A 24,801-nucleotide genomic window follows, 5' to 3' on the forward strand; every position below is an offset into this window, starting at 1 on the left:
ACGGGATCGCCCTTTGAGCGGCGTTGCGGCAGTGGTTCGAGGACGTGGCCGCGTATCGCCCCGAACACGTTCGAGTCGTACGAGATGTACTACCGCCGCGTATGGCGCAAGTCGCACGCCGCTCGTCGCTGATAGGTGCGCTACCCGACCCGGGTCAACGTAGTCGTCCCGCAGTAGCCGCCGCAGGTCCTCAGCTCCGCCTCGTCGGGCGGCATCGTCTCCGTCCACCACGCCGTGTCCGGGCCTGCACCCATTGTGAACGTAACCGCGTTGTACCCGATGATGGGACCGCAGGACGCGCCCGCGCTGTCACGGGTCCGCACCGGAGCCTGCCCGGAGACCTGCGTGTCGTCACCGGACAGCTGAATGCTGTCGCCGCACTCCGTCCGGTAGACGTACGCGCCGTAGCCGGATTCCTCAATCGTGAAGGCGTCCTGATAGATCTCCCACGTGCCCGCGATCCCGGTCGGCGGTGCGCTCGTGATCGTGGGCGCGGCGGCACCCGTGATTCCGGTCTGCCAGTCGTTCGCGATCCCCGTCCCGCTGACGGTCGGCCAGTTCCCCAGAGCCTGTTCTTCCTTGTTCTTGTTGTACGCGACGGCGGCGATGGTCCCGACGACCGCGAGCCCGACGAGGAACATCGTGAGCAACGACGTGCCCTGCGCGGCAGCCGCTGCCGCCGACGCGCCCGTTGCTGCCGTCGCGCCCGTTGCTCCTGTTGCGCCCGTGGACACGGCTCCGGCGGGGGCCGCCGAGCCCGCGTTGGCGGTTACGCCGAAGTCGCCGCCCGGCGCGGTGGTCAGGTCGGCGGGAGGTGAGGGCGGGCCGGGGTCGGGTGGCATCTCGAACGACGACGGATCGGTGCCCGAGTAGGCCGCGTCGACGCTGTCGAACGTGGCCGGTGAGGGCGGTTCCGGCACCGCGTGGTCGAGGTCGGCCATGTGCTCGGCCACGATGTCGGGGGTGTCGCCCTCACCGGGACCGGGGTGCTCCGGCACGTCGATCCGGCCGGGCGGCTGGAGTTCCGGCGGCAGGAAACGGTGGGCGTCGGTCGCGGCCGCGCTCCCCCGCTGATCGCCGAGGACGTGCCACAGCACGCCCGCCTGGGCCAGCAGCGCCCCAGCCACCACCCACCGGCCCGTCACCAGGCTGCGGACGCCTTCCTCGTGGGTGAAGTACGCCTCGGCCTCCCGGTCTCCCGCGCGTCGGGCACCGACCCAGCCTCGGCTCAGCGTTCGGCCCCAGGCGTCGAACCGCAGCGAGTGCGCCAGCTTCGGCGAGGCCGCGCGGCCGAGCGCCACGGTGAGTTCCGGCAGCCCGGCGTCCGTCGTCAGGCCGGCGACCCGCTCGATCGCCCTGCTGTGGGCGGCGACCTGGGCGGGCGTGGTGGCCGGATCGCCCACCCACCGCGTGAAGTACCGGCACAGCCCGTCGACCGGGATCGCCGCGTCGTCACGACGCTGCACGGCCGGCACCACGCCCGGCGCGCACAAGTAGCCGTGTTCGCCCGGCGTCACGAGTCCGAGACCGGTCAGGCGGTCGCAGACCCCGGCCGGGTCCGGTTCGCCCGTCAGGGCACCGATGTGCACGGTGGCCAGCTCGGCGTCCCCCAGTGTCGCGAGCAGGTTCAGCGCCTTCCTCGCGGCCTCGTCGAGCTGGTCGAGCAGCAGCGGCAGCAGGTCCCCGACAGCGGCCGGCGGCGGTAGCTCCTGCCGGCCGGATCCCGCCACGCCGGCCGCGCGCAGCAGCAGCAACGGGTTCCCGCCGGACACCTGCCACAGGTCGACCGCCGTGGCGTGTTCCGCGTCGTGCAGTGGCCGGCCGAGCGCCCGGGTCAGCAGGCGCGCCGCCACGTCCTGGCCGAGGCCCGCCAAGTGGTGCACGGCCCCGTCGCCGATCGGGGTGCTGTCCCGGCCGGCCAGGACGAAGGTGGCGTCGGGAACCAGGTCGGTGAGCTCGCGCAGCTGGTCGATCGTCAGGTCGGCGTTGTCGACGTAGACCGTGATCCGCAGGCCGGTCAGCAACCCGCGCAGGTCCGCCCGGGACGGCGCGTACCCCTGGGTCCGGTAGCAGGCCTCGAACACCTCCTGCGCGAGGTCCGCGACCTGTCGGTGCGCCGCGCTGACGAACACCACGCCGTCCGGCCCGCTCGCGGCCCCGCGTGCGACGTGACGCAGCAAGGTGCTCTTGCCGACCCCCGCCGGCCCGCACAGCCGCACCAGCCCTTCCGCGGCGACGGCGGCGGTCAGCGCCGCCGCTTCCGCCTCCCGCCCGAGCGGCTCGCGCGTGCGCCGGGGCAGGACCGAGATCCGGTCCCGGCGCACCGGGGCGGGCCGTTCCCGCTCCACCGTGACGACGGAACCGTGCCGCGCGTCGACAACGACGTTGTAGCTCCCCGCGACCACGGGCCCGTCGGTGCTCCCACCGACCCCGACGTGGTAGCCGACGCCTCCCTGGGCCTCAGGACCTCGCCCGTCCTCGCCCGACCGTCCGAGTTCTTCGCGCATCCCGCTCACGACCACTCCCGCCCCTCGTGACCTACCGGCCGGCTCACAGCAACCGCCACCAGCCGTCGCACGACGTCTCCTTGACGACCACGGCGGCGTGCCGGTACCCGGTCGGACCCGTCCGGCAGTACCCCTCGTCCACCACGTGCTTCACCGCGTCCGACACCACCAGCGCCAGACATGCCCCGCCGTCCTCGCCGAGCGCGTGCTTCAGCTCCGCCGCGTCCACCAGCCGTGCCGCGTGCACCAGCGGGGTTCCCGACCACTGACCCCCCACCCGGTCGACGTAGCCGACGTGGACGGCGGCCCGCAGGTCGATCCGGTAGGCGTCACTGGCCGCCTGGTTGTGCTCGCGCAGCGCCTTGGCGACCGCCTCGACGAACGTGTCGAGGACGTCGACCACCGTGACCGCCTCCGGCATCACCACCGTGAGACCGTCACCCCGGTCGGACATGTCGAAGAAGTCCTGCGGGACGCCCAGTGCCGCCGTACCGGCCAGCACGCACTCCGCCAGCGCCCGACGCAGGTGCCGTTGCCCGACGTTGTTGCGACAACTGGACTTCTGCACGTCGGTGGTGACCACTGTTCGGTACGCCGCCCGCAAGTCGGCAGGCCGCACCGGCTCGGGCGCGGCCGACGGGACCGGCGTCGAGGTGTTCAGGTGGGTCACATTGCCGTCGCCCGCGACCACCGGGCCGTGGACGTCCCCGCCGATCTTCACCCGCACATCGCGCTGTGGTCGCCCTTGCATCACGACTCCTCGCCGCCGAACGGCACCCGGTGAACCGCAGTTGTACCGATCAGCGGGGCGGCCTTCTGCGTCATCTGACGCAGAAGGCACTCGTTCAGTCGCCCGGCCCACTCGACCGGCCGCACGGCCGCACGACCATTCCGCCTCAGTAGGAGGTTTTCATCGCCGCGTGGACTTCCTGCATGGTTTCGGCGGCCACCGCGTTCGCGCGCTCGTTGCCCTCGCGGAGGATGCGCCGCACCTCCCCCGGGTCGGCGGCGAACCGCGCCCGGCGTTCCCGCATCGGGGCGAGGAACTCGTTGACCGACTCCGTCACGACCCGCTTCAGCCTCGCGGCACCACCCGACCCGATCTCGTCGGCGACGGCGGCGGGCTCACGTCCCTGGCAGAGACCGGCCAGCAGCAACAGGTTGGCCACCTCGGGCCGTGCCTCCGGCTCGTAGGTGATGTGGCGCAACGCATCTGTCTTCGCGCCCTTGATCCGTGCCACCGTCTCGTCCGGGGTGGCCGCGAGGTTCACCGCGTTGCGCCGGCTCTTGCTCATCTTGGTGCCGTCGGTGCCCAGCAGCAGCGGGGCGGCGGACAGCAGGGCGTCCGGTTCCGGGAAGACGTGTCCGTAGCGCTCGTTGAACCTGCGGGCCACGGTCCGGGTGACCTCCAGGTGCGGCAGCTGGTCCTGTCCGACCGGAACCAGGTTTCCCTTGCAGAACAGGATGTCCGCGGCCTGGTGGACGGGGTAGGTGAACATCAGCCCGCTCACCGCCGAGTGCTGCGAGTGCGCGATCTCGTCCTTCACCGTGGGGTTGCGGTTGAGCTCGGACACCGACACCAGGCTCAGGAACGGCAGCAGCAACTGGTTGAGCCGCGGCACCGCGCTGTGCGCGAAGATCGTGGCCCGTTCGGGGTCCACCCCGACCGCCAGGTAGTCCAGCACGAGCCCGCGCACGGTCTCCAGCGGCCGTTCCGCGACGTCGCGGTCGGTCAGCACCTGGTAGTCGGCGATGACCAGGAACAGGTCGACACCCAGGCCCTGCAACCGAACCCGGTTCGCCAAGGTGCCGAAGTAGTGCCCGAGGTGCAGAGGACCGGTCGGACGATCCCCCGTCAGCACGCGGAAACCGCCGGGATCGCGCCGGATGGCGTCCTCCAGCTCGGTGCTGCGCCGCTGGGCGACGGCGATGCCGCCGGCGGTGGTGTGGTTCTGCATCAGATTCTCCCGGAGGGCTCATGGGCCGTCCGGGAACAACACCTGATGCCAACCGGGTTCCCCCGGGATCGGGCTGTCCTCGGACAGCCCGCATATGGATGGCCGTCCCTACTGGGGACGCCACCAACCCGTGTGCACAGTCAACATCACGTCACCGAGCATAACAATCCGGCCGGAGACTCTCCAGCCCGCCCGCCGCGCCACTCCTGAGCCAGACCGAGCAGGCCGGTGCGTCTCGCTCGCCGCGCTGGCCGGCCTCGCCTCCCGCATCCAGGACGAGGGGCACCTCGGGGTCTCCGTCAAGCACCACACCACCAGCGACTCCGAGACGTTGCTCGTCAACGCCTACAGAACCGACAAGGAGGCCGACGACGGCGAGGTCATCTTCCGCCTGGTCTGGGACACGTACCCGGAAGAACGTACCCGGAAGAGGTGGACCGGGTCGTCGTGACCGTCAACGACCAGACCAGAGCCGCCACCAAGGACGAGCTGGAAATGGCCTTCAGCCCGCGCAAGATCCAACCCGACAGCCGGTCCCGCTCAGGGCCACCAGGCCCCTACTACCAACAGCCGTGACGCCTGAGGGGCACTGACGTCAGCGACCGCGTGCTCCGCGCCACCGGCCGGGAGCCCCGCGACTTCACGACTGCTCCCGACGGGACACGCGGCCGCTGGATCTGGTCGGCCGCGTGACCCGCCCAAAGATCACCGGTGCGGCGGATTCCCGCCGCACCGGGTGATCGAGGTCGCTAGAAGCGGTCGGCGTGCTCGCCCACCCACTGGGCGAACGTGCGGGCGGGGCGGCCGGTCACCTGCTCGACGGTGTCCACCACGCGGCTCGCTTCGGCGGGCGGGTCGGCGTGCCAGCCCACGACGTACTCCGCGTCCTCACGGGAGACGCCGGTGGCCAGCAGCCGCTCGACGGCCTGGTCGCGGGTGATCCTGACGAACGTGATGTCCCGGCGGAGGGTTTCGGCGAGGATCGCGATCCGCTGACGCGGGGTGAGCACCTCCGGTCCGGTCAAGTTGTACGCCTGCCCCGAATGTCCGTCCTCCACGAGCGCGGTGACGGCGACGTCGGCGATGTCGGCCTCGTGCACCGACGCGCCGGGCAGGTCGAAGGGCTCGCGGACCACGCCCTCGGCGCGGATCGAGTCGACCCACGCCAGCGTGTTGGACATGAACTCCTGCGGCTCCAGCCGGGTCCACTCCACCCCGGACTCGACCATGGCCTGTTCGGTCGGCCCCACGTACCCGCCCCACACGACGGTCATCCGGCGCACCCCCGCGTGCACGGCCCGTTCGACCAGTTCGACGCCGACCTCCGCCAGCCCGGCCGTCACCGTGATGTGCAGCCGGGTGACCCCGGCCAGCGCGTCGGTCAAGGTCTCGGGCGCGGTGTGGGTGCCCTCGACCAGTTCGACGCCGGGTGGGAGCCGGGCGCCGGCGGGATTGCGGGTGAGGGCCCGCACGTGCTCCCCGCGGCGCACGAGGCCGGCCACGACGTGCCGGCCGGTGTTGCCGGTGGCCCCTGTCACCAAAACGGTCATCTTCGACTTCCCTTCGTTCCCGCAACGGTAGAAGCTCCAGCAAGGTGGAGGTCAAGCCAGGAGTGCCGCGATCGCGGGACCGAACGCGGCGCCCAGCAGGTAGGTGAGGTTGAACAAGCCCATCGCCGGCGCGCGGTGCGAGTCGACGGCGTTGCCGGCGCGCACGGCGTAGACGCCCTGGCCCGACGCCGCCGCGAGCGAAGCCAGCGCCTGCGCGACCAGCAGCACCACCGGGACGACGCTGACGCCGGTCAACACCAGCCCGATGGCGGCGAGCGCCGGGAACAGCACCGCCACCACCCGGAACGGGGTTCGCGCCGTCGCCGCGACGACCACGTAGGACACCAGCCCGCCGAACAGCAACGGCCACAGGAGGGCGAGCCCGACCTCGCCGCTGGTCCAGCCGGAGTGCTCGGTCAGCCGCGGCGGCAGCACGTACATCAACCCGAAGTTGACCACGGCCAGCACGAACGCCAACCCGGCCGAGATCAGGAACACCGGCGTGCGCAACAGCACGGCGGGCACGAACCCGTCCGGGCGCGACCGCAGGTGCGCGGCGACCAGGACCGCGATGAGGACGACGGCGACCCCGGCGGGCAGCCAGAAGTGCGGTACGAAGACCAGCGCGGTGACCAGTGCTGTCACCAGGATCGCGCCCATGGGGTCGAAACGCGACGGCACGACCGGCGTCCGGGGTGCCGATCGCAGCACCGCCGGCACGGCGAGCAGGCTGACGGCGGGCAGCGCCAGCGCGAGTTGCCAGCCGAGCGCGTCGCCGACCAGGTCGCCGATCAACGGCGACGCCGAGCCGACGACCGCCAGCGACGAGGTGACCAGGCCCATCGCGCGCGCCGACCCGGCCAGGCTCATGGCCACCGTGGTGAACCCGGCGGTCCCGAGCCCCTGCAACGCACTGCCGACGACCAAGGCCGGCAACCACGCGACGGTCGCCGCCACGACGGCACCCGCCAAGACCAGCGCGGCGCACGTGAGCAACGCGGTCCGGACGCCGCGGTGGCTGTGCAGCCCGGCGAGCAGCGGCGTCCCGACGGCGATCCCCCAGCCGAACGCCGTCACGATCCACGTCACCGCGGCGGTTCCGGTGCCGAGCGACGCCGCCGCGTCGGGCAGGATCAGCGCCGGCCCGGCGATGCCGAACGACAGCGGCCCGGCCAGCAGGGCCAGCCACGGCCCCGCTACCCGGGTCCGTGCCGGCGCGCTCATCGCCCGGCCAGGGTGGGGTAGTCGGTGTAGCCCCGGTGGTCGCCGCCGTAGAACGTCGTGGGGTCGGCACCGGTGAACGGGCCGCCGGCGGCGATCCGCTCCGGCAGGTCCGGGTTGGCCAGCCACAACTGGCCGAAGCTGATCGCGTCGGCGACGCCGTCGCGCAGCGCGTCCGCGCCGTCCGCCACCGCCGCCGGGTCTGCGCCGGTCGGGTCCGGACTGCCCGGGTGCGGGTTGAGGATGAGGGTGCCGGGCCAGTCGGCGCGGATCAGCTTGGTGATGTCGCGCGTGCCGAACTCCGAGATGTGCACGTAGGCGGGGCTCACCGGGACGAGCGCCCGGACGAGCGCCGGGTAGAGCAGTTCGGTGTCGCTCTCGCGCACGCCGTTGAGGGTGGAGCCCGGCGACAGCCGGATGCCGGTGCGGTCCGGGCCGATCGCGTCGCCGACCGCCCGCACCACCTCCACCGCGAACCGGATGCGGTTCTCGACGGTGCCGCCGTAGGCGTCGGTGCGCCGGTTGGTGTTGTCGGCGAGGAACTGGTGGATCAGGTAGCCGCTCGCGCCGTGCAGTTCGACGCCGTCGAACCCGGCCTCGACCGCCAGTCGCGCGGCCGTGACGAACTCGTCCACCGACCGAGCGATGTCGGCCGACGTCATCTCCCGCGGTTCCGGGTGGTCGAGCAGGCCGTCGGGGGTGTAGAGCCGCTCCCCCGACGCGATCGCCGACGGTGCCAGCGGCAGGCCGCCGTCCGGGTAGAGCGACGGGTGCCCGATCCGGCCGGAGTGCATCAGCTGGACGAAGATCCGGCCGCCGCGCGCGTGCACGGCCTCGGTGACCACGCGCCAGGCGGCGGCCTGCTCGGGGCTGTGCAGCCCGGGGGTGTCGATGTAGCCCTGGCCGACGACGCAGGGTTGGGTGCCCTCGGTGATGATCAACCCGGCTGTGGCGCGTTGCGCGTAGTACTCGGCGGTCAGCGCGGTGACCTGGCCGCCACGGGCCCGGCTGCGCGTCATCGGTGCCATCACCAGGCGGTTGGGCAGCGGCAGGGGTCCCCGCTCGAGCGGGGTCAGCAGCGCGTTCATGCCGTTGAGCCTGGTCCGGGCGGGACCGCGCCGAATCGGTAAGGTTTCGGTACCGGGGTACTGGGATTCGACCTACGTACCCCACTCACGGTCACGGAAGTTCACTTTTTGAGGGGTGCCGGCGTGTTGTACGGCAGGGCCGGCGAGCAGGCGGCGATCGAGGCGCTGCTCGCGGCGGCCCGCGCCGGGCGCAGCGGCGCGCTGGTGCTGCGCGGCGAGGCGGGCATCGGCAAGTCCGCGCTGCTCAGGTGGGCGGCCGACGCCGCCGCCGGGCTGCGCGTGCTGTGGGTGACCGGGATCGAGGCCGAAGCCGATCTCGCGTTCGGCGGGCTGGTCCAGCTGCTGTGGCCGATCCAGGACCGGCTCGCCGCGCTGCCCGGTCCGCAGGCGGCGGCGCTGCGCGCGGTGCTGGACTCGGACCGCACCGGCGGGCAGGACCGGTTCGTGTCCGGGCTCGCCGTGCTCACGCTGCTCTCCGACGTCGCCGACGACGGCCCGGTGCTGTGCCTGGTCGACGACGCGCAGTGGCTGGACCGGGCGACCGCCGACGCCTTGCTGTTCGCCGCCCGGCGGATGGCCGCCGAACCCGTCGCCATCCTGTTCGGCGCGCGGGACACCGGGTTCGCCGCGCCGGACCTGCCGGAACTGCGGCCGGCGCGGCTCGACGCGGCGGACGCCGGGCGGCTGCTCGCCGAGCGCGGGCCGGTGCCGCCGTCGCCGGCCCAGGTGATCGCGGAGTCGGCGGGCAACCCGCTGGCCCTGCTCGAGTTCGCCGCCGCGCAGCAGGAGCACCACATCGCCGCCGGGCCGCTCCCGGTGGCCGACCGCGTGCTGGCCGGCTTCCGCGCGCAGATCAGCGCGCTGCCGGAGCGGACCCGGCTGATGATGCTCATCGCGGCGGCCGAGGGGCGCGGGCACCTGCCGACCCTGCTCGGCGCCGCCGACGTGCTGGGCGTGGGCCTGGCCGACCTGGCGCAGGCCGAGACCGCGCGGCTGCTCGACGTCACCGGGACGACGGTCACCTTCCGGCACCCGCTGGTCGGCACGGCCGCCTACCAGGGTGCGGTGCTCGCGCGCCGGGTCGTGGTGCACCAGGCGCTCGCCGAGTCCACTTCGGACGCCGACTGCCGGGCCCGGCACCTGGCCGCCGCCACCACCGCCCCCGATGAGCGCATCGCGGCCGAGATCGTGCGCTCGGCCGAGCGCGCACGGGCGCGCACGGCGTTCGCCGCGGCGGCCGGGCTGTACCGGCAGGCCGCACACCTCACCGCCGACGACGGTGGGCGCGCGGCGCGCTTGGCGGAGGCGGCTTCCCTGGCGCTCGCCGCCGGGAACGGGCGGCAGGCCGCCGAACTGGTCGGGCAGGCGCAGCCGCTGACCGAGGACGCCAAGGCGCGGGCCGGCCTGGCGCAGGTGCGGGCGGCCGTGGAGTTCGAGTTCGGGGACGCGCGCGCGGCCGGCCGCCTGCTGGTCGCGCACGCACCCTCGGCCGAACCCGCCAGGGCGGTCGAGATGCTGCGCACCGGGGCGCGGTACGCCTGGTTCTCCGGCGACCGGGAGACCGTGCACGACGCGGACAACGCGCTGGACGGCGACGACCCGCTGGTGCGGGGCCTGGCCGCGCTGGTGGACGACGACTTCGCGACCGGGTTGCCGCTGCTGGCCGACTACGTGGCGCGCGCGGCGAGTTCCGACCCCGGCCGGACGTACTGCGCGATGATCCTCGGTGACGACACGACGACCAGGGAACTGGCGTCCGCCGAAGTGGCGCGCTGCCGGCGGGACGGGCTGATCGGCGTGCTCCCCGCGGTGCTGCAAGACCTCGCGGGTGCGCAGGTGTCGGCCGGGCTGCACCGGGACGCGGCCGCGTCGGTGGCCGAGGCGGTGCGGATCTCCCGCGACACCGGATCGCACCGACTGCTCTCCCGGCTCAACGCGGTGCCGGCGCGGGTGGCCGCGATCGAGGGTGACGAGCGGCGCTGCCGGGAACTGGCGGAGGTGCCGCCGGACGCGGGTGGGGTGGCGAGCACGGCCGCCCTGGCGTTGCTCGACCTCGGCCTCGGCCGCTACGAGTCCACTGTGGATCGAATGGACTCCGTGCTGCGCGGGCCGCTGCGGTACACGACGGCGGCGATCATGGCGATCCCGGACCTGTTCGAGGCCGCGGTGCGGTTGGGCGACCCGGGCCGGGCCGAGCCCGCGTTCCACCGGTTCGACGCGTGGGCGCAGGCAGGCGGACAGCCGTGGGCCAGGGCGGTCGCGGCGCGCTGCCGTGCCATGCTCGAAGAAGGCGAGGCGCGGTACCTGCACGCGCTGGAGTTGCACACGGGTGGTGCACGGCCCTTCGAACGAGCGCGCACGGAACTGCTCTACGGGGAATGGCTCCGCAGAGCCAAACGCCGCAGCGACGCGCGGGTTCCGTTGCGCTCGGCGTTGGAAGTCTTCGCACGACTGCACGCACGGCCGTGGGTCGATCGTGCCCGCGCCGAACTGGACGCCACCGGCGACTCCGGCCCGGCGGCCGAACCCACTGCGGACAACCCGCTGGATCGCCTCACCCCCCAGGAACTCCAGGTCGTCCGGCTGGCCGCGGACGGCGGTACGAGCCGGGAGATCGCCGCGCAGCTGTTCCTCAGCCCGCGCACGGTCGAGCACCACCTGTACCGGGCGTTCCCGAAGCTCGGCGTGCGGTCACGGCGTGAGCTGGCCCGGTTGGACCTCGGGTAGGCAGCGTCCGGTACCCGCCTGCTCCGAACTCACCGTCGCCGCCATCGTCCTCCGGCGCGGATGAGAACCGCAGGGCACCGCCTGGCGACCACCCGGGACGTGGTGGCGAGGGTGCCGCCACCACGACGTCCCCGGCTCAGCCCAGGTCGAGGCGGTCGGCCAGGCCGGCGGCGGTGAAGGCGGCCACCAGCTCGTCCAGTCCCTCGGAGAAGTGGCTCCAGCTGTTGTAGTGCACCGGGACCACGCGGCGGGCGTCGAGGATGCGGGTGGCCTCGGCGGCCGACGCGCTGTCCAGGACGAGCGCCGCGCCGTCGAACACGACCGGGATGCGCGGCGCGCCGGCGAACAGGATGGCCGTGTCGATCGCGGGGAAGCGCTCGGCGACCTGCCTGACGGCGTCGAGCGAGGCGTTGTCGCCGCTGACGTAGACCGCGGGCAGGTCGGGCGCGGTCAGGACGAACCCGACGACCTGGCCGGTGACGGGCTCGACCTCCTCGCGGGTCCCGGGGCCGTGCACGGCGGGTGCGGCCGTGACGGTGACGGTGCCGCCGTCGGGCCGGGTCAGCTCGACGGTCTCCCAGTCCGCCAGGCCCTTCGCGGCCCCGCCCAGCCGCCGGCCGCCGCCGGGGGTGGTCAGGACGAGGGGGACGTCGGCGAGCAGGGCGCGGCCGGCGTGGTCGAGGTTGTCCGGGTGCTCGTCGTGGGAGAGCAGGACGACGTCGACGCGGCCCAGCTCGGCCGGGGTGGCCGACGCGGGGGCGGTCTTGGCCAGCTCCGGGCCGGAGCCGTCGCCGTAGGTGCCGGGACCGTCGAAGGTCGGGTCGGTGAGGAAGGTCAGGCCGCCGTAGGTGAGCAGGGCGGTCGGGCCGCCGAACACGCGGACGGGGAACTGCTCGGTGGTCGTGCCGGTGGACGTCACAGGACTGAGTCTCCTCACGGATGAATGTCACCTATCCGTGAGGAGACGGTAGTGTTTCTCACGGATGAGCGCAAGCTCTACCATGAGGCCATGCACGAGGACGTCGACGCCGCTCCCCCGCCGGCACCGGGCGCGGAGCAGTACCCGGCGCTGGACTTCGCCAACAGCGCGGTGGCGCTGCCCGGCGGGCAGTACACCGACCAGCTCGGCACGCCCACGTCCGCCGACCGCTGGCTGGCCGACCACGCCCTGGCTCCCGAGCGGGCGGGCCTGGCCGAGATGTGCACCTCCCAGCTCCGCTCGCTGCGCGAACAGGTCCGGTCGCTGCTCGCCGCACGGGTCGCCGGCGTGCCCGCCCTGCCGCCGGCGGTGGCAGCCGTCAACGCCGCGCTCACCCGCGTCCCGACCGCCGCCCTGCTGCTGTGGGACGAGAAGACCGGCCCGCACCGGGCGGCGCCACACCCGGTCAACCAGATCCTCGACCACGCGTTGGCAGCCCTGGCGGCCAACGCGGCGGACCTGCTCACCGGCCCCGACGCCGAACGCCTGACCGCCTGCGGCTCCCCACCCTGCAACCGCTTCCTGCTCCGCCACGGCCGCCGCCACTGGTGCTCGACCCGCTGCGGCGACCGCGCCCGAGCCGCCCGCGCCTACGCCCGCCGCACCCACGCCGCCGACTCTTGATCGGTTTGTCAAGCGGCGGCAGCGAGGTGAGGTGCAGGTTGATAGGGCCGGTTGTCACGCGGCAGTGCCCAGAGGACGTTGACGCGTCGGCGGGCGAGTGCGAGCACGGCCTGGGTGTGGTGTTCGCCCTCGGCGCGCTTGGTGGTGCCGGTGGCGGCGATGAACTCGGCGCCGAGCAGGACGCCGATTCCGGGCATGCTGATGATCACCTTGGGGCGTTGCGGACCTTGCGTTCACGCAGCCGGACAATCAGGTCCTCGACCCCGACGTCCCGAAGCGCGGCCGGGGTCTGGAATCCCGTCAGCAGGACCAACGGTCCCTGGGTGGTCAGGTCGAGAGCGCGCTCCAGCGCGGGACAGACGGCCGGCATCCGGTCGTGGAGCCGGTTGACCGATCGGACACGGTCGGCGGCCAGGTCCTGGCGGCGGGCCACGAGCAGCCGCAGCTCGACGACCAGTTCGTCGTCGCCGTCCAGGATCGTCAGGTCGCGGCGCATCCGGGCCTGGTCGGCGATGATCAGCGCGTCCTTGGCGTCGGTCTTGCCCGCGCCGCGGTGTCCGGCGGCGGCCCGGTTGACCATGATGCCCGGCACGTAGGCGACCACCTGGCCGTGATCGAGCAGCAGGGTCAGCAACAGCGCGGACTTCAAGTCGATGACCCACCGGACCCGCTCCGACAGGGCACACACCTCGCCGATCGCGGCCAGCAGCACTGCCTCGTCGTTGGCGACCCGGCGGGAGAACACCCGCCTGCCCTCTGCGTCGACCACGGTCACGTGGTGGTGCTCCCGGCCGATGTCCACACCCACAGTTGCGTCAACTCACACCTTTCACCAGCAGGTTCCTGATCGCGCCCGCAGACGACCCCGCCGCCAGGTCCCTACACGGCGATCGGTTCGCAGCTCTCAATCAGAGGCCGAGTCCGTCCGGAAGAGGCGGGCGGCGAGTCGGCCAGAGCCACACCAGCGGCAGACGGCTGAACGCCACACCCGCCCCTCCCGGGGCATCCGGACCCTACGAGGCCGGATAACCAAAGGGTAGGGACGACTGAACGGCGTCACGTTCCGCCACCAAGCCGGTCACGAGCCCGTGCGGCGGCGCTCGGCGCGCGGGTCACGCGTCATCGTCGTCGTCGAAGTCGTCGGAGTCGTCCGCTCCCAGGATGTCGGCCGCGCCCACCGACGGGGCCGCCGGCCGGGACCCGACGACCGCCTCCCGTTGCGGGCCGCCCGGCAGGGACGCCTGCTTCTCGCCGAAGTCGATCGCGAACGGCGTGTCGGACAGCCGGTTCGCGATCACCGCCGTGGCCTTCGCCATGATGTCCGCCACGTTGCCCCGGCTGACCAGACCGTTGTCCAGCAACGAGTTCAGCAGCCCGCGCGCGCCCTCGAAGTCGAGCCGGCGCTGCTGCATGAACAGCGCGATGACCTCGTTGACCTGGTCGGGGTGGGCGGCCAGCTTCAGCCCGATCAGGTTCATCTCGTCGTTCTTGATGGCGTCGGCGTAGAACTCCATCTCCACCCGCTTCATCGTCAGCTCGTGCTCCTGCTGCCGCTTCTGCCGCTCCAGCTCGAACACCGCGCGCTGGGCCTCCAGGTCCAGCTGCGCCCGCTGCTCGATCGCGCGCAGGTCGAGGTCGGCCCTGGTCGCCTCGTTCTCCCGGCGCCGGGCCGCGAGCGCACGGGTGTGCTCCTTGCGCCGGCGCACCTCGCCCGCCGTGCTGTCGTCCAGGCTCAGCGCCACCCCGCAGTCCAGCAGTCCCAGGCCCTGCTTCAGCGTGCGCTTGTGCGTGAACCCGAAGGCCTGGTGCACCTCCTGCTCGGCCACGGCGACCTCTTCGATCGCGTGCTCGACCGTGATCTCCCGGAGCTTCCTGGTCAGGTACGCCTTCACGATGAACTCGGCGTCGGTCAGGTTGGTCTCCACCGCCGCCACCGGATCGGTGATCCGCCACGACGCGTCGACCTGGGCGATGAAGCTGTACGCGCGTTCCGCGCTGGGCACCCGCAGCACGAGGTGGCGGTTGAACACCGACGTGTCCACCAGGAACACCGCCCGCAGGCCCGCGCCGTCCCCGAAACCGAGTTGGTGGGTCAGGTGCTGGTACTTGCCGTGCCGGTCGAGGTAGACCGTCGCCTGATCGGGCCGGGGCACCGGCCGTTTCTTCCACAGCTCCGCGTACGTCAGGTCCATCCGCGTCACCAACGGTGTGCTGTGGCTCGGGTTCCGGTTGATCACGCTCGGTTCTCCTTCTCATCCAGTGCGGCGAGCAGGTCGGCGACGGCGTCACGGGGACCGTTGCGGGCACGGGCCCAGTCCTCCAGGTGGAACGGGATCGTCGCCGCGTCCCCCGTCGTCCGCACGAGGTCGGCGAACAGCCTGCCCAGGGGTGCGCGCTGGGTGGTGTCGCGCTGCGCGGTCTTCACCCAGCGGCGGAACACGTCCAGCATCTCGTGCAGGTAGAACTGGGCCTCCAGGGCGCGGGCGACCAGCGTGACGACCGCCTCGCGCCGGGTGACCCGCCGGGTGCCCACCACGACCCGGTCCGCCCGGTCGGCGGTACGCGTGTCGTCCTCGGCCACCCACAACAAGCCCGGCCACGGCTCGGTGCTGCCGTCCTCGGACACCTGGAGGTAGACGCTGAGCTGCACGACGCAGATCAGCGCGGTGGCCCGCACCGCGGGCTTGGTCGAGACCGACCACTTGATCAGCTCGCCGAGCACGGCGTCCAGCTTGTCGTGCTCCACCACCAGGTTCGTGATCGCGTCGGCGATGGCGATCACCATGCGCGGGGTGTCGGTGTCGGCGGCCTTGCGCAGCCGCTTGAGCGATTCGGCCGTCGTCATGATCGGCAGCACGCCCAGCGCCGCCACGGCCGCCACTCGCCTGCCGGTCACCTTGACGCCCTGCAACCACTGGTCGATCATCCGGGCCAGCAGCGGCTGCATCTCGGGCTGCATCGCGGGCAGCCGCAACGCGCCGAGCACCGCGTGGCGCTCCCACGCGGCGTTCCTGTCGGCCCAGCGCTCGATGACGTACCGGCGGGTGTGCTCGAACTCCGACAGGCTCAGCAGGCCGGCCGCGACGCCGACCCGGAAGCGCACGTCCCGGTCCGGCGAGCTGCCCAGCTCGCGCAGCCAGGCGCGCACCACGGCGTGCGCTTCCGGGTACTCCAGCCAGATGTGCTGGAGCACCCGGCGCGGGCGGTGCGGGTCGCGGTAGCGGACCACGTCGACGGCGAGGCTGCCCAGGTCGCCGTCCTCCACCACGGTCGTGATCTCGGCCGCCATCTGCTCGGCCAGCGAGAGCGTGCGCACCGCGAACACCTTGCGGGTGCGGTCCCGGGAGTCGGGCACCTCGGCCGCCTGGATCGCCTTCGCGAGCTTGGTCGCGTTCTCCGCGACGGTCGCCAGCGGCAGCCCGTCGAACACCGCGAGCGCGATCGCGAACGCGCGGTGGTCGTTGTCGGACAGCCCGTCGAACCACTCGCGGAAGCCCGACTCGGCGTGCGCGGCGTAGCGCTGCCGGACGTCTTCCAGCTCGCGCTCGCCGAGCACCACCAGGCACAGGCCGCGGCCGAACTCGGCGAGGTCGTGCGCGCGCAGCGACCGGCCCACGACCTCCTCGACCAGTTCGGCGAACTCCGGGAAGTCCGCCAGGTCCTGCTCGGGCTTGCCGGCCCGGCGCAACCCGCCCTGGAAGTGGCTGTGCACCAGCGCCCGGTCGTCCAGCCGCGCCGCGCCGTCGACCAGGAACCCGCCGATCTCCCGGTCCCGCACCGGGGTGTGCGCGGCGACCAGGACGACCATCCGCGCGCCGGTGTCGGCGAGCCGCCGCTTCCACTGCTCCAGCGCGAACGTCGACAGCGCCGCCGCCTGCCCGATCTCCAGCGATTCGAGCAGGTAGCCGTGGTCGGCGGTCAGCTCGACCGGGGTCGACGGCGAGCGCAGGTCGAGGTCCGGGCTGAGCTTCTCCACGCCGCGGGCGCACTCCTGGGCCAGCAGGTGCAGGGCGGTGGCCGTGCGCCCCCAGCCCGAGGGCGCCCGCAGCAGCAGGATCCTGTTGTCCCGCAGGCGTTCCTTCAGGTCGCGGTAGTTGTCCGGCGAGACGAAGGTGGCGGTGATCGAGGACAGCGCCTCCGGCGCGATGGGGCCGGTGGGCACCGAGCCGTGCCCACCGGGCCCGCGCGGCGAGCCGGCTTCGACCAGGCCGATCGTGTTGGCCACGAACACGTTGCCGACGGAGCCCCGCTCGCCGAGCAGCGCGGCGACCGCGTTCTCCAGCGCCCGGGTGTTCTGGTGCAGGTGGCGCGCCTTGGACGGGTCCGTCGCGGTCGCCTTCGCGGTGTCGGCGTCCTCCTCGGGCTGCTCCGGCGCGCCGTCCGGTTCGGCCTCCTCCGGCTTCACCTCGGCGGGCTCGGCCGCGGGCGCCTTCTCCTCGTCGGCGGGCTGGTCGTCGCTCACGGCGTGCTCCCGAAGTACGTGCGCGCGTCCACGGACGGGATCGACGGGGTGGTGAACACCGAGCCGATCGAGTTCCCGGTGAACGTCACGTTCAGGTCGGCCCCGCTGCCCGGTGCCGCGGCCTCCGGGCCGTCGTCGGGCGACGGCGGCGTCTCGTACCCCGGCACGCGGGCCCACACCAGGCCGGTCGGCTCGTCCAGCGGGCGGTACGCCTCGGGGCGCAGCCCGCGGAACCCCTGCCGGACCACCGACCGGTACACGTGGTCGGTGACCAGCACGACCGCCTGCCCGTGCTCCGCCCGGCGCAGCACCTCCCGCCCGCGCTCGGCCTCCGCCGCGCGGAACGCCGTCGTCATCGCCTCCCCGACCCAGCCGTGCTCGTCCCGGGCCACGAGTCCGAAGTGGACGGCGACGCGCAGTCGGATCCAGTCGGTTCGGTCGCGTTCGGCGTTGTGCCGGGCCAGCTCGGCCAGCAGGGCCTCCACGAGCGGGTCGAGCACCGGCAGGACCTCGCTGTCGAACACCAGCAGCACGCCGTCACCGAGGTCGTCGAGCCGCTGCGGCACGTCGCCGAACCCGGCCGCGACCACCGCGCGGGCCAGCACCTGGTAGAGCGCGGCGCGCAGGCCGGCCTTCTCCGGGTCGGTCCGGTCGCTCGAACGCTCCACGTCCACGACGAGGACCGAGCGGCTGACGGGGTGGATCTCCATGTCACCTTCTCCTCTGCGGTTGCACTGCTCTGCCTCGCGCCCAGGCAACTCGCGGCGCGCGCAGACCGCGTCGAGCACGGCGGTGATGCCGTGCGCCACGACCGCGTCCCGCACCAGCCGGTAGCCCGCGCCGTACACCGGGTCGGCCGACGTCAGAGCGGCCTCGCGCACCGCGTCGGCGAACGGGGTGCGCTGCCGCTTGAGCCACGCGCCCGCGAACAGCTCGCACACGCCCTCCTCGACCTCCGGCGGCAGACCCCACGCCCCTCGTTGGCACAGCCAGGCGTGCCCGATCTCGTGCGCCACCGTCGCACCGAAGTGCACCGGCGTCAGGCCGCGCGCGATCTCGATGCCGAGCACGCTGCTCTCCTGCTGCGACGTCCAGGTGTGCGTGCGGCCCAGGCACAGCGCGCCCGGGTCGGCGTTGATCGACTCCGGGTCGACCAGCGTCACCTTCACCGGCCGGTCGAGCCGGATGCCCAGCGCCGCCATCTCCTCCCGGACGCGCGGGATGTGGGCGCGGGCGGTCACCTGGTCCTCCACCGCCTGCCGCCGGCAGGTGGGGCAGCGGACCGTCGAGGCGGTGAACCCGGGCCAGCCGCCCTCGCCCACGTGCCGGGGTCGCCCGCACAGCGCGCACCGGCCGTCCTCGGGGTGCCGCGCGCACGTCGTCTCGCCCTGCATGGACACCGCGTAACGGCCCACCGGCGGCCGCCCGCACACCGTGCACAGGTCACCGGACATCCCTCAGGTCACCGGGACCCAACGCCGGGTGTGCGGGTCTCGCCGCCACCCGCCGGTCGACCGCGTCGCCGCCTGCTCGGGCGGGAACAGCACCGAGTCGAAGTACCGGCCCCACTCGCCCGCGCTCGGCCTGAGGTCGGGGTCGTCGCCCAGCGCGGCGCGCAGCAGCCGCATTCCCTCGGCGGGCAGCAGGCCCGCCAGCCGCTCCGGATCACGCGACGTGGACGCGAACGGGCCGGGAGTCAGGCAGCGCAACACGAACAGCCCGAACTTGTAGCAGTCGGTCGGCTGGTTCAGGGTGTCCTCGGGCGGCTCCCAGTCCGGCGCGTTGAGCTGGCGCACCACCGCGACCGCGCCCTTGATCCGGATCGCGTCGCAGTCGACCAGCATCACGCACGGTCGTTGCACCAACTGGAACACCGCGTTCTTCGGGTTGATATCGCCGACCACGAGGTTCGCGCGGTGCAGCAGGTGCAGGGCGTAGGCGAAGTCCCGGCACACCAGCAGCCGCCCGGCCAAGCCAGGCACCGGCATCCCCAGCCGCAACGAGCGCTCCGGGTCGACGAACAGGTGCTGCACCTCCCGCAGCGAGCGGGCCGACGCACCGCTGGGCATGACCCGGTTCTCGAAGTACGCCTCGGGGATCAACCGCATCAGCACGCCGAGCACGCCACCGCCCTCCTGCTCGACCGTGCGCACCGGCCACGCGGTCGACCGGTCCAACCGGACCCGCGTGTCCTCGTCCAGGCGCAACCGGCGGCGCACCACCGCGGCCAGCCCCTGCGGCGGCGCGTGCCCGGCCTTGTACTGCTTGTACACCAAGGGACCCGGCACGTCGGGCAGCACCGCGTGCGGCGCGCTGAACACCCTCGCCTGGCCGCCGGACCCCAGCAGTGGACCCAACGGCCCGATCTCGGCGAGGGTGACGGCGTGCCCACCCACATGCCCATTTACGTGCCCAGTCACGTGATGCCCGGTCACGTGCTCGGTCACGTCCGCGCCACGGGCCAGAACCCGACAGCGGTACGGTCGTCGTCGAAGCTCTTGCGCGCGAAACCGGTCTGGGCGGCGAAGTCCAGCCCCGAGGCGGGCGGCATCGCCCACGCGTCGGCGAGGAACGCGCCGACCGCGCCGGTGCCGTGCCCGAGCGGATCTCCGACGCCGTCGGTGACGACGATCAGCGCCTCCCCCGGTGCGACGGTGGTCCGCACCGGGACCAGGTCGGCCGGCGGCACCGGCAGCGCGTGCACCGAGCCCGAGTGCAGGTCCGCGCCGTCGTTCTTCACCGCCGCCTGCGGCTCCCACCGCTTTCCCCCGCGCAGCACCCAGGCCGACGTGTCCCCGATCGACAGCAGGTGCACCGGGTGCGCGCCGTCGACCGGCTGGAGGTCGACCACGGCGTACAGGACGGTGGTCGCCAGGTGTCCGGCGACCTCGCGGAGGTCGGCGTCCTCCCGGCCCAGCAGGTCCCGCCCCCGCCGCTCGATCCGGTTCGCCACGCCCTGCACGAAGGTGCCCCACGGGAACCGCTGCGGCTCCGTGGAGGCCAGGGCCGCGGCCAGCTTGTCGGTCGCCCAGCGGGCCGCGAGGATCGCGGCCTTGTGCGACATCGGCCCGGACGACACCCCGTCGGCGACGCCGATCACGAAGTAGCGGCCGTCGTCGGTGCGCCGGAACCCGTACTCGTCCTGCCGCACCCGCCCGTAGTGCCGGTGCGCCAGCCCGCGCACGCTCGCCGCGCGCACCTCGGCGATCGGCTTCTTCGGCGCTTCCAGCAGCGCGAAGCCGTCCAGCACGGTGTCCCGCCGGTCCCAGCCGGCCGGGTCGGGCACCGGGACGACGTTGCCCGCGGCCCGGCCGGGGTCGCCGACCTCGTACGGCCGCACCCCGCCGCGCCACTGCGGGGCGGGGGCCGGGGCGGGGGCGACGGGCGGGTCGGTCGGGTGCTCGGTCGCGGTGTCCATCAGACGAAGTCGTCCGAGGAGTGCGCGGTGATGCCCGGCGGCAGGTCGGCGCGGTCGGGCAGCAACAACCCGGACCCGCCCTGCGCCATGCTCTGGCCGGAGGCGAGCATGCTGGAGATCAGGATCTCCGCGATGGCCGCGATGGCGTCGGCCGGGTTCTGCCCCTGGCCCATCAGGTAGAGCTGCATGGCCTTGGGACCCGACGCCGGGTGGATCAGGGTGGCCAGCGTCGCCGGGTCGGCCTGGTCCACGCCGCACGGCACCAGGTTCGGGTAGGTCGGGAAGTTCTCGGTGAGGTCGCGGAAGGCCGAGCGCCACTCGTCGACGTGGTCGGTGGGCGCGCCGTCGCTGACGAAGAACACCGCCGGGCGGTGGACCATGAAGCCGTCCGCCTTGAGCTGCTTGACGTTGCTCTCGATCTCCGAGCGCAGCAGGCGGAACGCGGCGGCGTAGGAGGTGGCGCCGCGCACGGTGAGCGAGGGCAGGGTCACGCTGTCGTCGAGCAGGTCGCACAGCGGCAGCCGGACCTGGGCGTCGCTGCCGAAGTCGATCACGCCGAAGCGGACCTTGTCCGACAGGATCGGCGCGTCGGCCAGCGCGTCGACCACCTGCGGCATGATCATGTTGGCCTGGTCGAGCTTGTCCCCGCTCATCGACAGCGAGACGTCGATGACGAGGTAGAACGGCAGGAGTTTGGCCTTGTCGCTCTCCACCTGGGAGTCTCCGTTCAGGGGTTGGGGCGGGTCGACGGCGTGCCGTTGACCCGCGTGCCGTGGGTGGGCGGGATCCGGACGGGCGGGAACCGGACGGTCTGGGCGCTGTCGGCCGCGGCGCCGCCGTTGGAGGCGGAGCCGCCGGGAGCGGCGGCGTTCGGGACCGTGCCGGGTGGGACGGCGGAGCCTGGTGGGACTGCGGAGCCGGCCGTGCCGCGCGGACCGAACGCGACGATGCCGGTCGAACTCGCGGCGGACGCGCCGCCGACCACCCGGAAGGACGGGTCCACCGCGGGCAGCGGTGCGGTCGACTCGGGGTCGCCCGCCCCGACGTTCTGCCGGTACCAGCGGCGCAGTTCCTCCTTCGTGCGCTGCTCGGCCACCTTGCCCCACACCTCGATGGCGCTGGTCGCCATCTTCAGCTGCTGGTCGGCCACCAGCTGGGTGGTGCGCGCGTGCGCGGCGGTCTGCGCCGCGAGGCGCTGCCGCTCCACGTCCGCCTCCTGGTCGGCGCGCACCTCGGCGAGGTCCCGGTCGCGGTCGGCCCACACCTTGTCGTCGGTGTCCGCCCCGTCGTCCGCGCGCCGGACCAGCCGGTCGTACAGCGTCTCCGGGCCCATGCCGGAGAGCAGCTTGGCGATCACCGGCAGCAGTTCGATGCACAGGAACAGCAGGAACAGCGCCGTGTGCGCCTGCGACCCGCTCTGCCGCCCCTCGGTGATCCGGTCCAGGGCTTCCAGGCGGGCCAGCAGGCCGGTGTCGGCGACCGTCGCGGAACTGCCGCGCTGCTCCAGGTCCGCCCGGTCGGCGCGCAGCCGCTCCAGGTCCGCCTGCACCTCCGGCAGGCGCTTGCGGGCCTGCTCGGTCAGGTTGACCGAGCCGCTCTCCAAGCGTCCGGTGACCTTGGCGGTGACGTCGTCCAGCTCCCGCTGCGCCTTGTCGCGCGCGCCCCGGGCGTCGTCGGCGAGCCGCTTCTTCTGCCGGTACGACTCGCCGTCACCGGGCACGCCGGTGCCGCACTTGCCGTCGAACTCGCACTGCGCCAGGGCGTTGGCGTCCAGGAACGCCTTCTCGGCGGCGTCCAGCTTGGACTTCGCCGCCTTGACGTCCGGGTCGTCGGACACCGTCGCGGTCGCCTGCCCGGAGACCACCGCCAGCAGCCTGGTCTCCTCGGCCTCCAGCTCGGTGATCGCGCGGAAGGCCTCGTCGTACTTCTCCTGGTTGGACTTGGTCTGCTCGGCCTGCATGGCGATCAGCTCGGAGTTGATCTCCGGCTCGAAGATCTTGAGCACCAGCGGCATCGAGATGATCGCCCCGATCACCGCGGCGAGCGCGATCCGGGGCAGCGCCGCGAGGATGTTGAGCAGCAGGCCGTTGCCCCTGGTCATGGTGACGATCAGCAGCCGGTCCAGGTTGAAGATCACCACGCCCCAGGCGAACCCGGCCCCCGCCGCGGCGTAGGCCGGCAGCTCCAGGATCGAGTGCAGGGCGAAGAACGCCGACACGGCGGCGACGGCCGACGTGCTGAGCAGGACACCGCCCATCGCGGCGTGCTTGTTCACGTCGCCGGGGCTCTTCTCCAGCACCGACATGCGGGCGCCGGCGAGTCTGGCGAGCGCCAGGGAAAGGCTCATCGGCCATCTCTTCCACGATCGGGGCGGCCCGCGTCGAGGTCGAGCGCGGGCGTTTCGGACAACATCGCGTGCAGGTCGAGCGGGAACCGCGCGAGCCACGGGGCGGGCAGCGGCGGCAGCGCCACGAGGTCCCCGCCGACACCGGGCAGCGGGAGCGACGACCCCGCGACGGCGGGGCGCGGCAGCACGGGCACCGGCAGGAGCGGACCGGCCGCGTCCCGGTCCGGCCAGGGGACCTCCGGCAGCACCACCGGCAGCGTCGTCACCTCCGGCACGGGCAGGACGGTCACCGGCCCGACCTCGCGCCGGTCCTCGCCCAGGTCGTTGAGCGCGCGCACCTCGATCGGGCCGGACCGGTCCGGGGTCACCGACGTGCTGCCCCGCCCGGGACGCCCGTCCACCCGCGTCGTGCGCGCCCCGGCGGTGAGCTCGACGTGCCGGGCCTCCCGGGCCTCCCACTCCACCACCACCGGCCGGTCGGCCAGGACGAACACGCGGTCCACCCGCACCTCGCCGAGCACCGGCGGCGCGACGGCCTGGCCGAGCACCCGCCGGAGGTGCAGGACCCAGTCGCGGGCCGCCGGGCGGGCGTCGCGGTCGGTGCCCAGCGCCCGCCGCAGCAGGTCCATGCCCTCCGCGTCGAGCACACCGGCCGCGGCGGTCGGGTCCGTGCTGGTGGAGGAGAAGTGGCCCGGGGTGAGGCAGCGCAGCACGAACAGGCCGAGCTTGTAGAGGTCGGTGGCGCGGTTGAGCACGCCGCCCTCGGGCGGCACCCAGTCCGGCGCGTCGAGCTGCCGCGTCCGCGACACCACGCCGCTGGGCCGCACCGCGTCGCAGTCCAGGAACAGCACCATCGGCTCGGCGTCGAGCCGGAAGACCTCGTTCTTCGGGTTCACGTCGCCGAAGACGATCTTCAGCTGGTCGTGCAGGAAGCTCAGCACGGCGGCGAAGTCCCGACAGATGCGCAGCCGCTGCTCGGGGGTCGGCACCGGCCGGCCGACCCGCAGGGCGCGCGCCTCGTCGATGAAGAGGTTCTGCACCTCGCGCAACACCCGCCGCTCGCCGGTATTGCGCCGCACGAGGTCGAAGAACGGCGGGGGGATGCGCGGCATCAGCACGCCGATCGCCTGCTCGTCGGACACCACGACCCGCACCGGCCACGCGGTCATCGCGTCGAGCCGGGCGCGCAGGTCGTCGGGCAGCCCGGTGCGTGCGGCCACCGCGCGACGCAGCGCGTCGGGTTGGACATGCACCGCGCGGTAGCGCTTATAGACCAGCGCACCGCGCACGTCGGGCAGCCGGAACCCGGGCAGGTCGTACACCGTCGCCTCGCCGCCGCGCCCCAACCGGACACCGGGCACGCCCAAGTCCGCGAGGTCCACGGATATGGCGGGGTCGAGAGCGGAATTGCCCATGTCGTCCCTCTTCACCGGCTGTCGCTTTATTCGTCCGAGCACGGAAGCCCATTGCCTCGGGCCGCAACACGTCGGTCGCCGACGGTCCCGTGCGGTCATCGAGCACTCAACTGGGCGGCGACGCTACCGCAATCACGACGGCGATATTGCGATCACTCGACGCACAATCCGCAAAAGTAGGGATTGGCCGTGCGCAAAATCCGGGAAATACCGGGTTTCCCGGATACACCGTTACCGGAGGTCACAGCTACGACATGGGGAAACATCGCACGGCGACAACGTGCATAACGATTCGATCACCGCAGCGCGCCGCGCACCGCCCCGGCACCGCCGGCGATATGCCCGGCCGGACCGCGTGCCCCTGGCCCGGCACAATCCGCAACACCGGCACCAGGTCGGTCGATATCCCGACTCGCCCCGGCGATTGCTTGCACGTTCAACAATTCTGCTGAACGGAAGCCATCTGTTGACAAGAAGTGGTGACGCGAATATGGGGGCAGCCGCC

At 73.0% G+C, this 24,801-nt stretch carries 19 protein-coding genes and 1 pseudogene; 4 read left to right on the forward strand and 16 right to left on the reverse strand.

Translation table 11 applies throughout. The features are described from left to right. Window positions 1-140: 140 nt before the first annotated feature. The 3 genes from BN6_RS23920 to trpS all read right to left on the reverse strand — a co-directional run bounded on the left by BN6_RS23920 (window position 141) and on the right by trpS (window position 4,465). Window positions 141-2,507: an ATP-binding protein gene (locus tag BN6_RS23920; protein WP_331712645.1), complete on the reverse strand. Its 2,367-nt coding sequence runs from the start codon at window positions 2,505-2,507 to the stop codon at window positions 141-143. A 43-nt stretch (window positions 2,508-2,550) separates the two neighbouring features. Next, window positions 2,551-3,258, reverse strand: a complete 708-nt coding sequence (locus BN6_RS42340; RefSeq protein ID WP_015102330.1) for a hypothetical protein — start codon at window positions 3,256-3,258, stop codon at window positions 2,551-2,553. Window positions 3,259-3,403: 145 nt separating this feature from the next. Then, window positions 3,404-4,465, reverse strand: coding sequence for a tryptophan--tRNA ligase (gene trpS, locus BN6_RS23930; protein ID WP_015102331.1), 1,062 nt, complete (start codon window positions 4,463-4,465; stop codon window positions 3,404-3,406). Between the two features lie 130 nt (window positions 4,466-4,595). Here trpS and BN6_RS23935 point away from each other — a divergent pair, with 130 nt between their 5' ends. Both BN6_RS23935 and BN6_RS46865 read left to right on the forward strand, forming a co-directional pair. Then, window positions 4,596-4,916 carry a hypothetical protein gene (locus BN6_RS23935; RefSeq protein ID WP_015102332.1) on the forward strand — a complete coding sequence of 107 codons (321 nt, stop codon included), beginning with the start codon at window positions 4,596-4,598 and terminating at the stop codon, window positions 4,914-4,916. Next, window positions 4,898-5,041 (forward strand): hypothetical protein, encoded by a 144-nt coding sequence (locus tag BN6_RS46865; protein ID WP_015102333.1) that lies wholly within the window; start codon window positions 4,898-4,900, stop codon window positions 5,039-5,041. Before BN6_RS23935 ends, BN6_RS46865 begins: the two co-directional genes overlap by 19 nt. Window positions 5,042-5,214: 173 nt before the next feature. On the opposite strand, the gene BN6_RS23940 is transcribed toward BN6_RS46865, so the two are convergent. Genes BN6_RS23940 through BN6_RS23950 form a run of 3 tightly spaced genes read right to left on the reverse strand, consistent with a single transcriptional unit; the run spans window position 5,215 to window position 8,324 of the window. Next, window positions 5,215-6,015, reverse strand: coding sequence for an NAD(P)H-binding protein (locus BN6_RS23940; RefSeq protein ID WP_015102334.1), 801 nt, complete (start codon window positions 6,013-6,015; stop codon window positions 5,215-5,217). 51 nt (window positions 6,016-6,066) lie between these two features. After that, window positions 6,067-7,239, reverse strand: a complete 1,173-nt coding sequence (locus tag BN6_RS23945; RefSeq protein WP_015102335.1) for an MFS transporter — start codon at window positions 7,237-7,239, stop codon at window positions 6,067-6,069. Then, complete coding sequence (locus BN6_RS23950; RefSeq protein ID WP_015102336.1) at window positions 7,236-8,324, reverse strand: alkene reductase; 1,089 nt, start codon at window positions 8,322-8,324, stop codon at window positions 7,236-7,238. The genes BN6_RS23945 and BN6_RS23950 overlap by 4 nt, the downstream gene beginning before the upstream one ends. 123 nt (window positions 8,325-8,447) lie before the next feature. Between BN6_RS23950 and BN6_RS23955 the strand changes: the two genes are divergently transcribed. Beyond that, on the forward strand, window positions 8,448-11,051 hold the full coding sequence (locus tag BN6_RS23955) for an AAA family ATPase (RefSeq protein ID WP_041313797.1): 2,604 nt from the start codon (window positions 8,448-8,450) through the stop codon (window positions 11,049-11,051). 136 nt (window positions 11,052-11,187) lie between these two features. Here the strand turns inward: BN6_RS23955 and BN6_RS23960 are convergent, their stop codons facing one another. Further along, window positions 11,188-11,970, reverse strand: a complete 783-nt coding sequence (locus BN6_RS23960) for an MBL fold metallo-hydrolase (RefSeq protein ID WP_041313800.1) — start codon at window positions 11,968-11,970, stop codon at window positions 11,188-11,190. 51 nt (window positions 11,971-12,021) lie between these two features. Between BN6_RS23960 and BN6_RS23965 the strand changes: the two genes are divergently transcribed. After that, window positions 12,022-12,654 (forward strand): ABATE domain-containing protein, encoded by a 633-nt coding sequence (locus tag BN6_RS23965; RefSeq protein WP_015102339.1) that lies wholly within the window; start codon window positions 12,022-12,024, stop codon window positions 12,652-12,654. A gap of 8 nt (window positions 12,655-12,662) precedes the next feature. Here the strand turns inward: BN6_RS23965 and BN6_RS23970 are convergent. From BN6_RS23970 to BN6_RS24010, 9 genes and pseudogenes are all read right to left on the reverse strand, one after another. After that, a pseudogene (locus BN6_RS23970) lies at window positions 12,663-13,462 on the reverse strand (IS110 family transposase). Window positions 13,463-13,766: 304 nt separating this feature from the next. Beyond that, a complete protein-coding gene (locus BN6_RS23975; protein ID WP_148302991.1) occupies window positions 13,767-14,846 on the reverse strand; it encodes a hypothetical protein in 1,080 nt (359 codons plus the stop codon). A 41-nt stretch (window positions 14,847-14,887) separates the two neighbouring features. After that, window positions 14,888-17,116: a hypothetical protein gene (locus BN6_RS23980; RefSeq protein ID WP_015102343.1), complete on the reverse strand. Its 2,229-nt coding sequence runs from the start codon at window positions 17,114-17,116 to the stop codon at window positions 14,888-14,890. Then, window positions 17,113-18,570, reverse strand: a complete 1,458-nt coding sequence (locus tag BN6_RS42350) for a protein DA1 (protein WP_015102344.1) — start codon at window positions 18,568-18,570, stop codon at window positions 17,113-17,115. The genes BN6_RS23980 and BN6_RS42350 overlap by 4 nt, the downstream gene beginning before the upstream one ends. Window positions 18,571-18,573: 3 nt before the next feature. Continuing rightward, complete coding sequence (locus BN6_RS44990) at window positions 18,574-19,512, reverse strand: hypothetical protein (protein WP_041313806.1); 939 nt, start codon at window positions 19,510-19,512, stop codon at window positions 18,574-18,576. 47 nt (window positions 19,513-19,559) lie between these two features. Then, entirely contained in the window at window positions 19,560-20,534 is a 975-nt protein-coding gene (locus BN6_RS23995; RefSeq protein WP_015102346.1) for a protein phosphatase 2C domain-containing protein, read from the reverse strand. Beyond that, entirely contained in the window at window positions 20,534-21,247 is a 714-nt protein-coding gene (locus BN6_RS24000) for a vWA domain-containing protein (protein WP_015102347.1), read from the reverse strand. The genes BN6_RS23995 and BN6_RS24000 overlap by 1 nt, the downstream gene beginning before the upstream one ends. Before the next feature lie 14 nt (window positions 21,248-21,261). Further along, window positions 21,262-22,881, reverse strand: coding sequence for a DUF4407 domain-containing protein (locus BN6_RS24005; protein ID WP_015102348.1), 1,620 nt, complete (start codon window positions 22,879-22,881; stop codon window positions 21,262-21,264). Next, entirely contained in the window at window positions 22,878-24,296 is a 1,419-nt protein-coding gene (locus BN6_RS24010) for a hypothetical protein (RefSeq protein ID WP_148302992.1), read from the reverse strand. The genes BN6_RS24005 and BN6_RS24010 overlap by 4 nt, the downstream gene beginning before the upstream one ends. Window positions 24,297-24,801 lie beyond the last annotated feature (505 nt).

The sequence above is a fragment of the Saccharothrix espanaensis DSM 44229 genome (genome assembly GCF_000328705.1).
GTDB classification, from domain to species: Bacteria; Actinomycetota; Actinomycetes; order Mycobacteriales; family Pseudonocardiaceae; genus Actinosynnema; species Actinosynnema espanaense.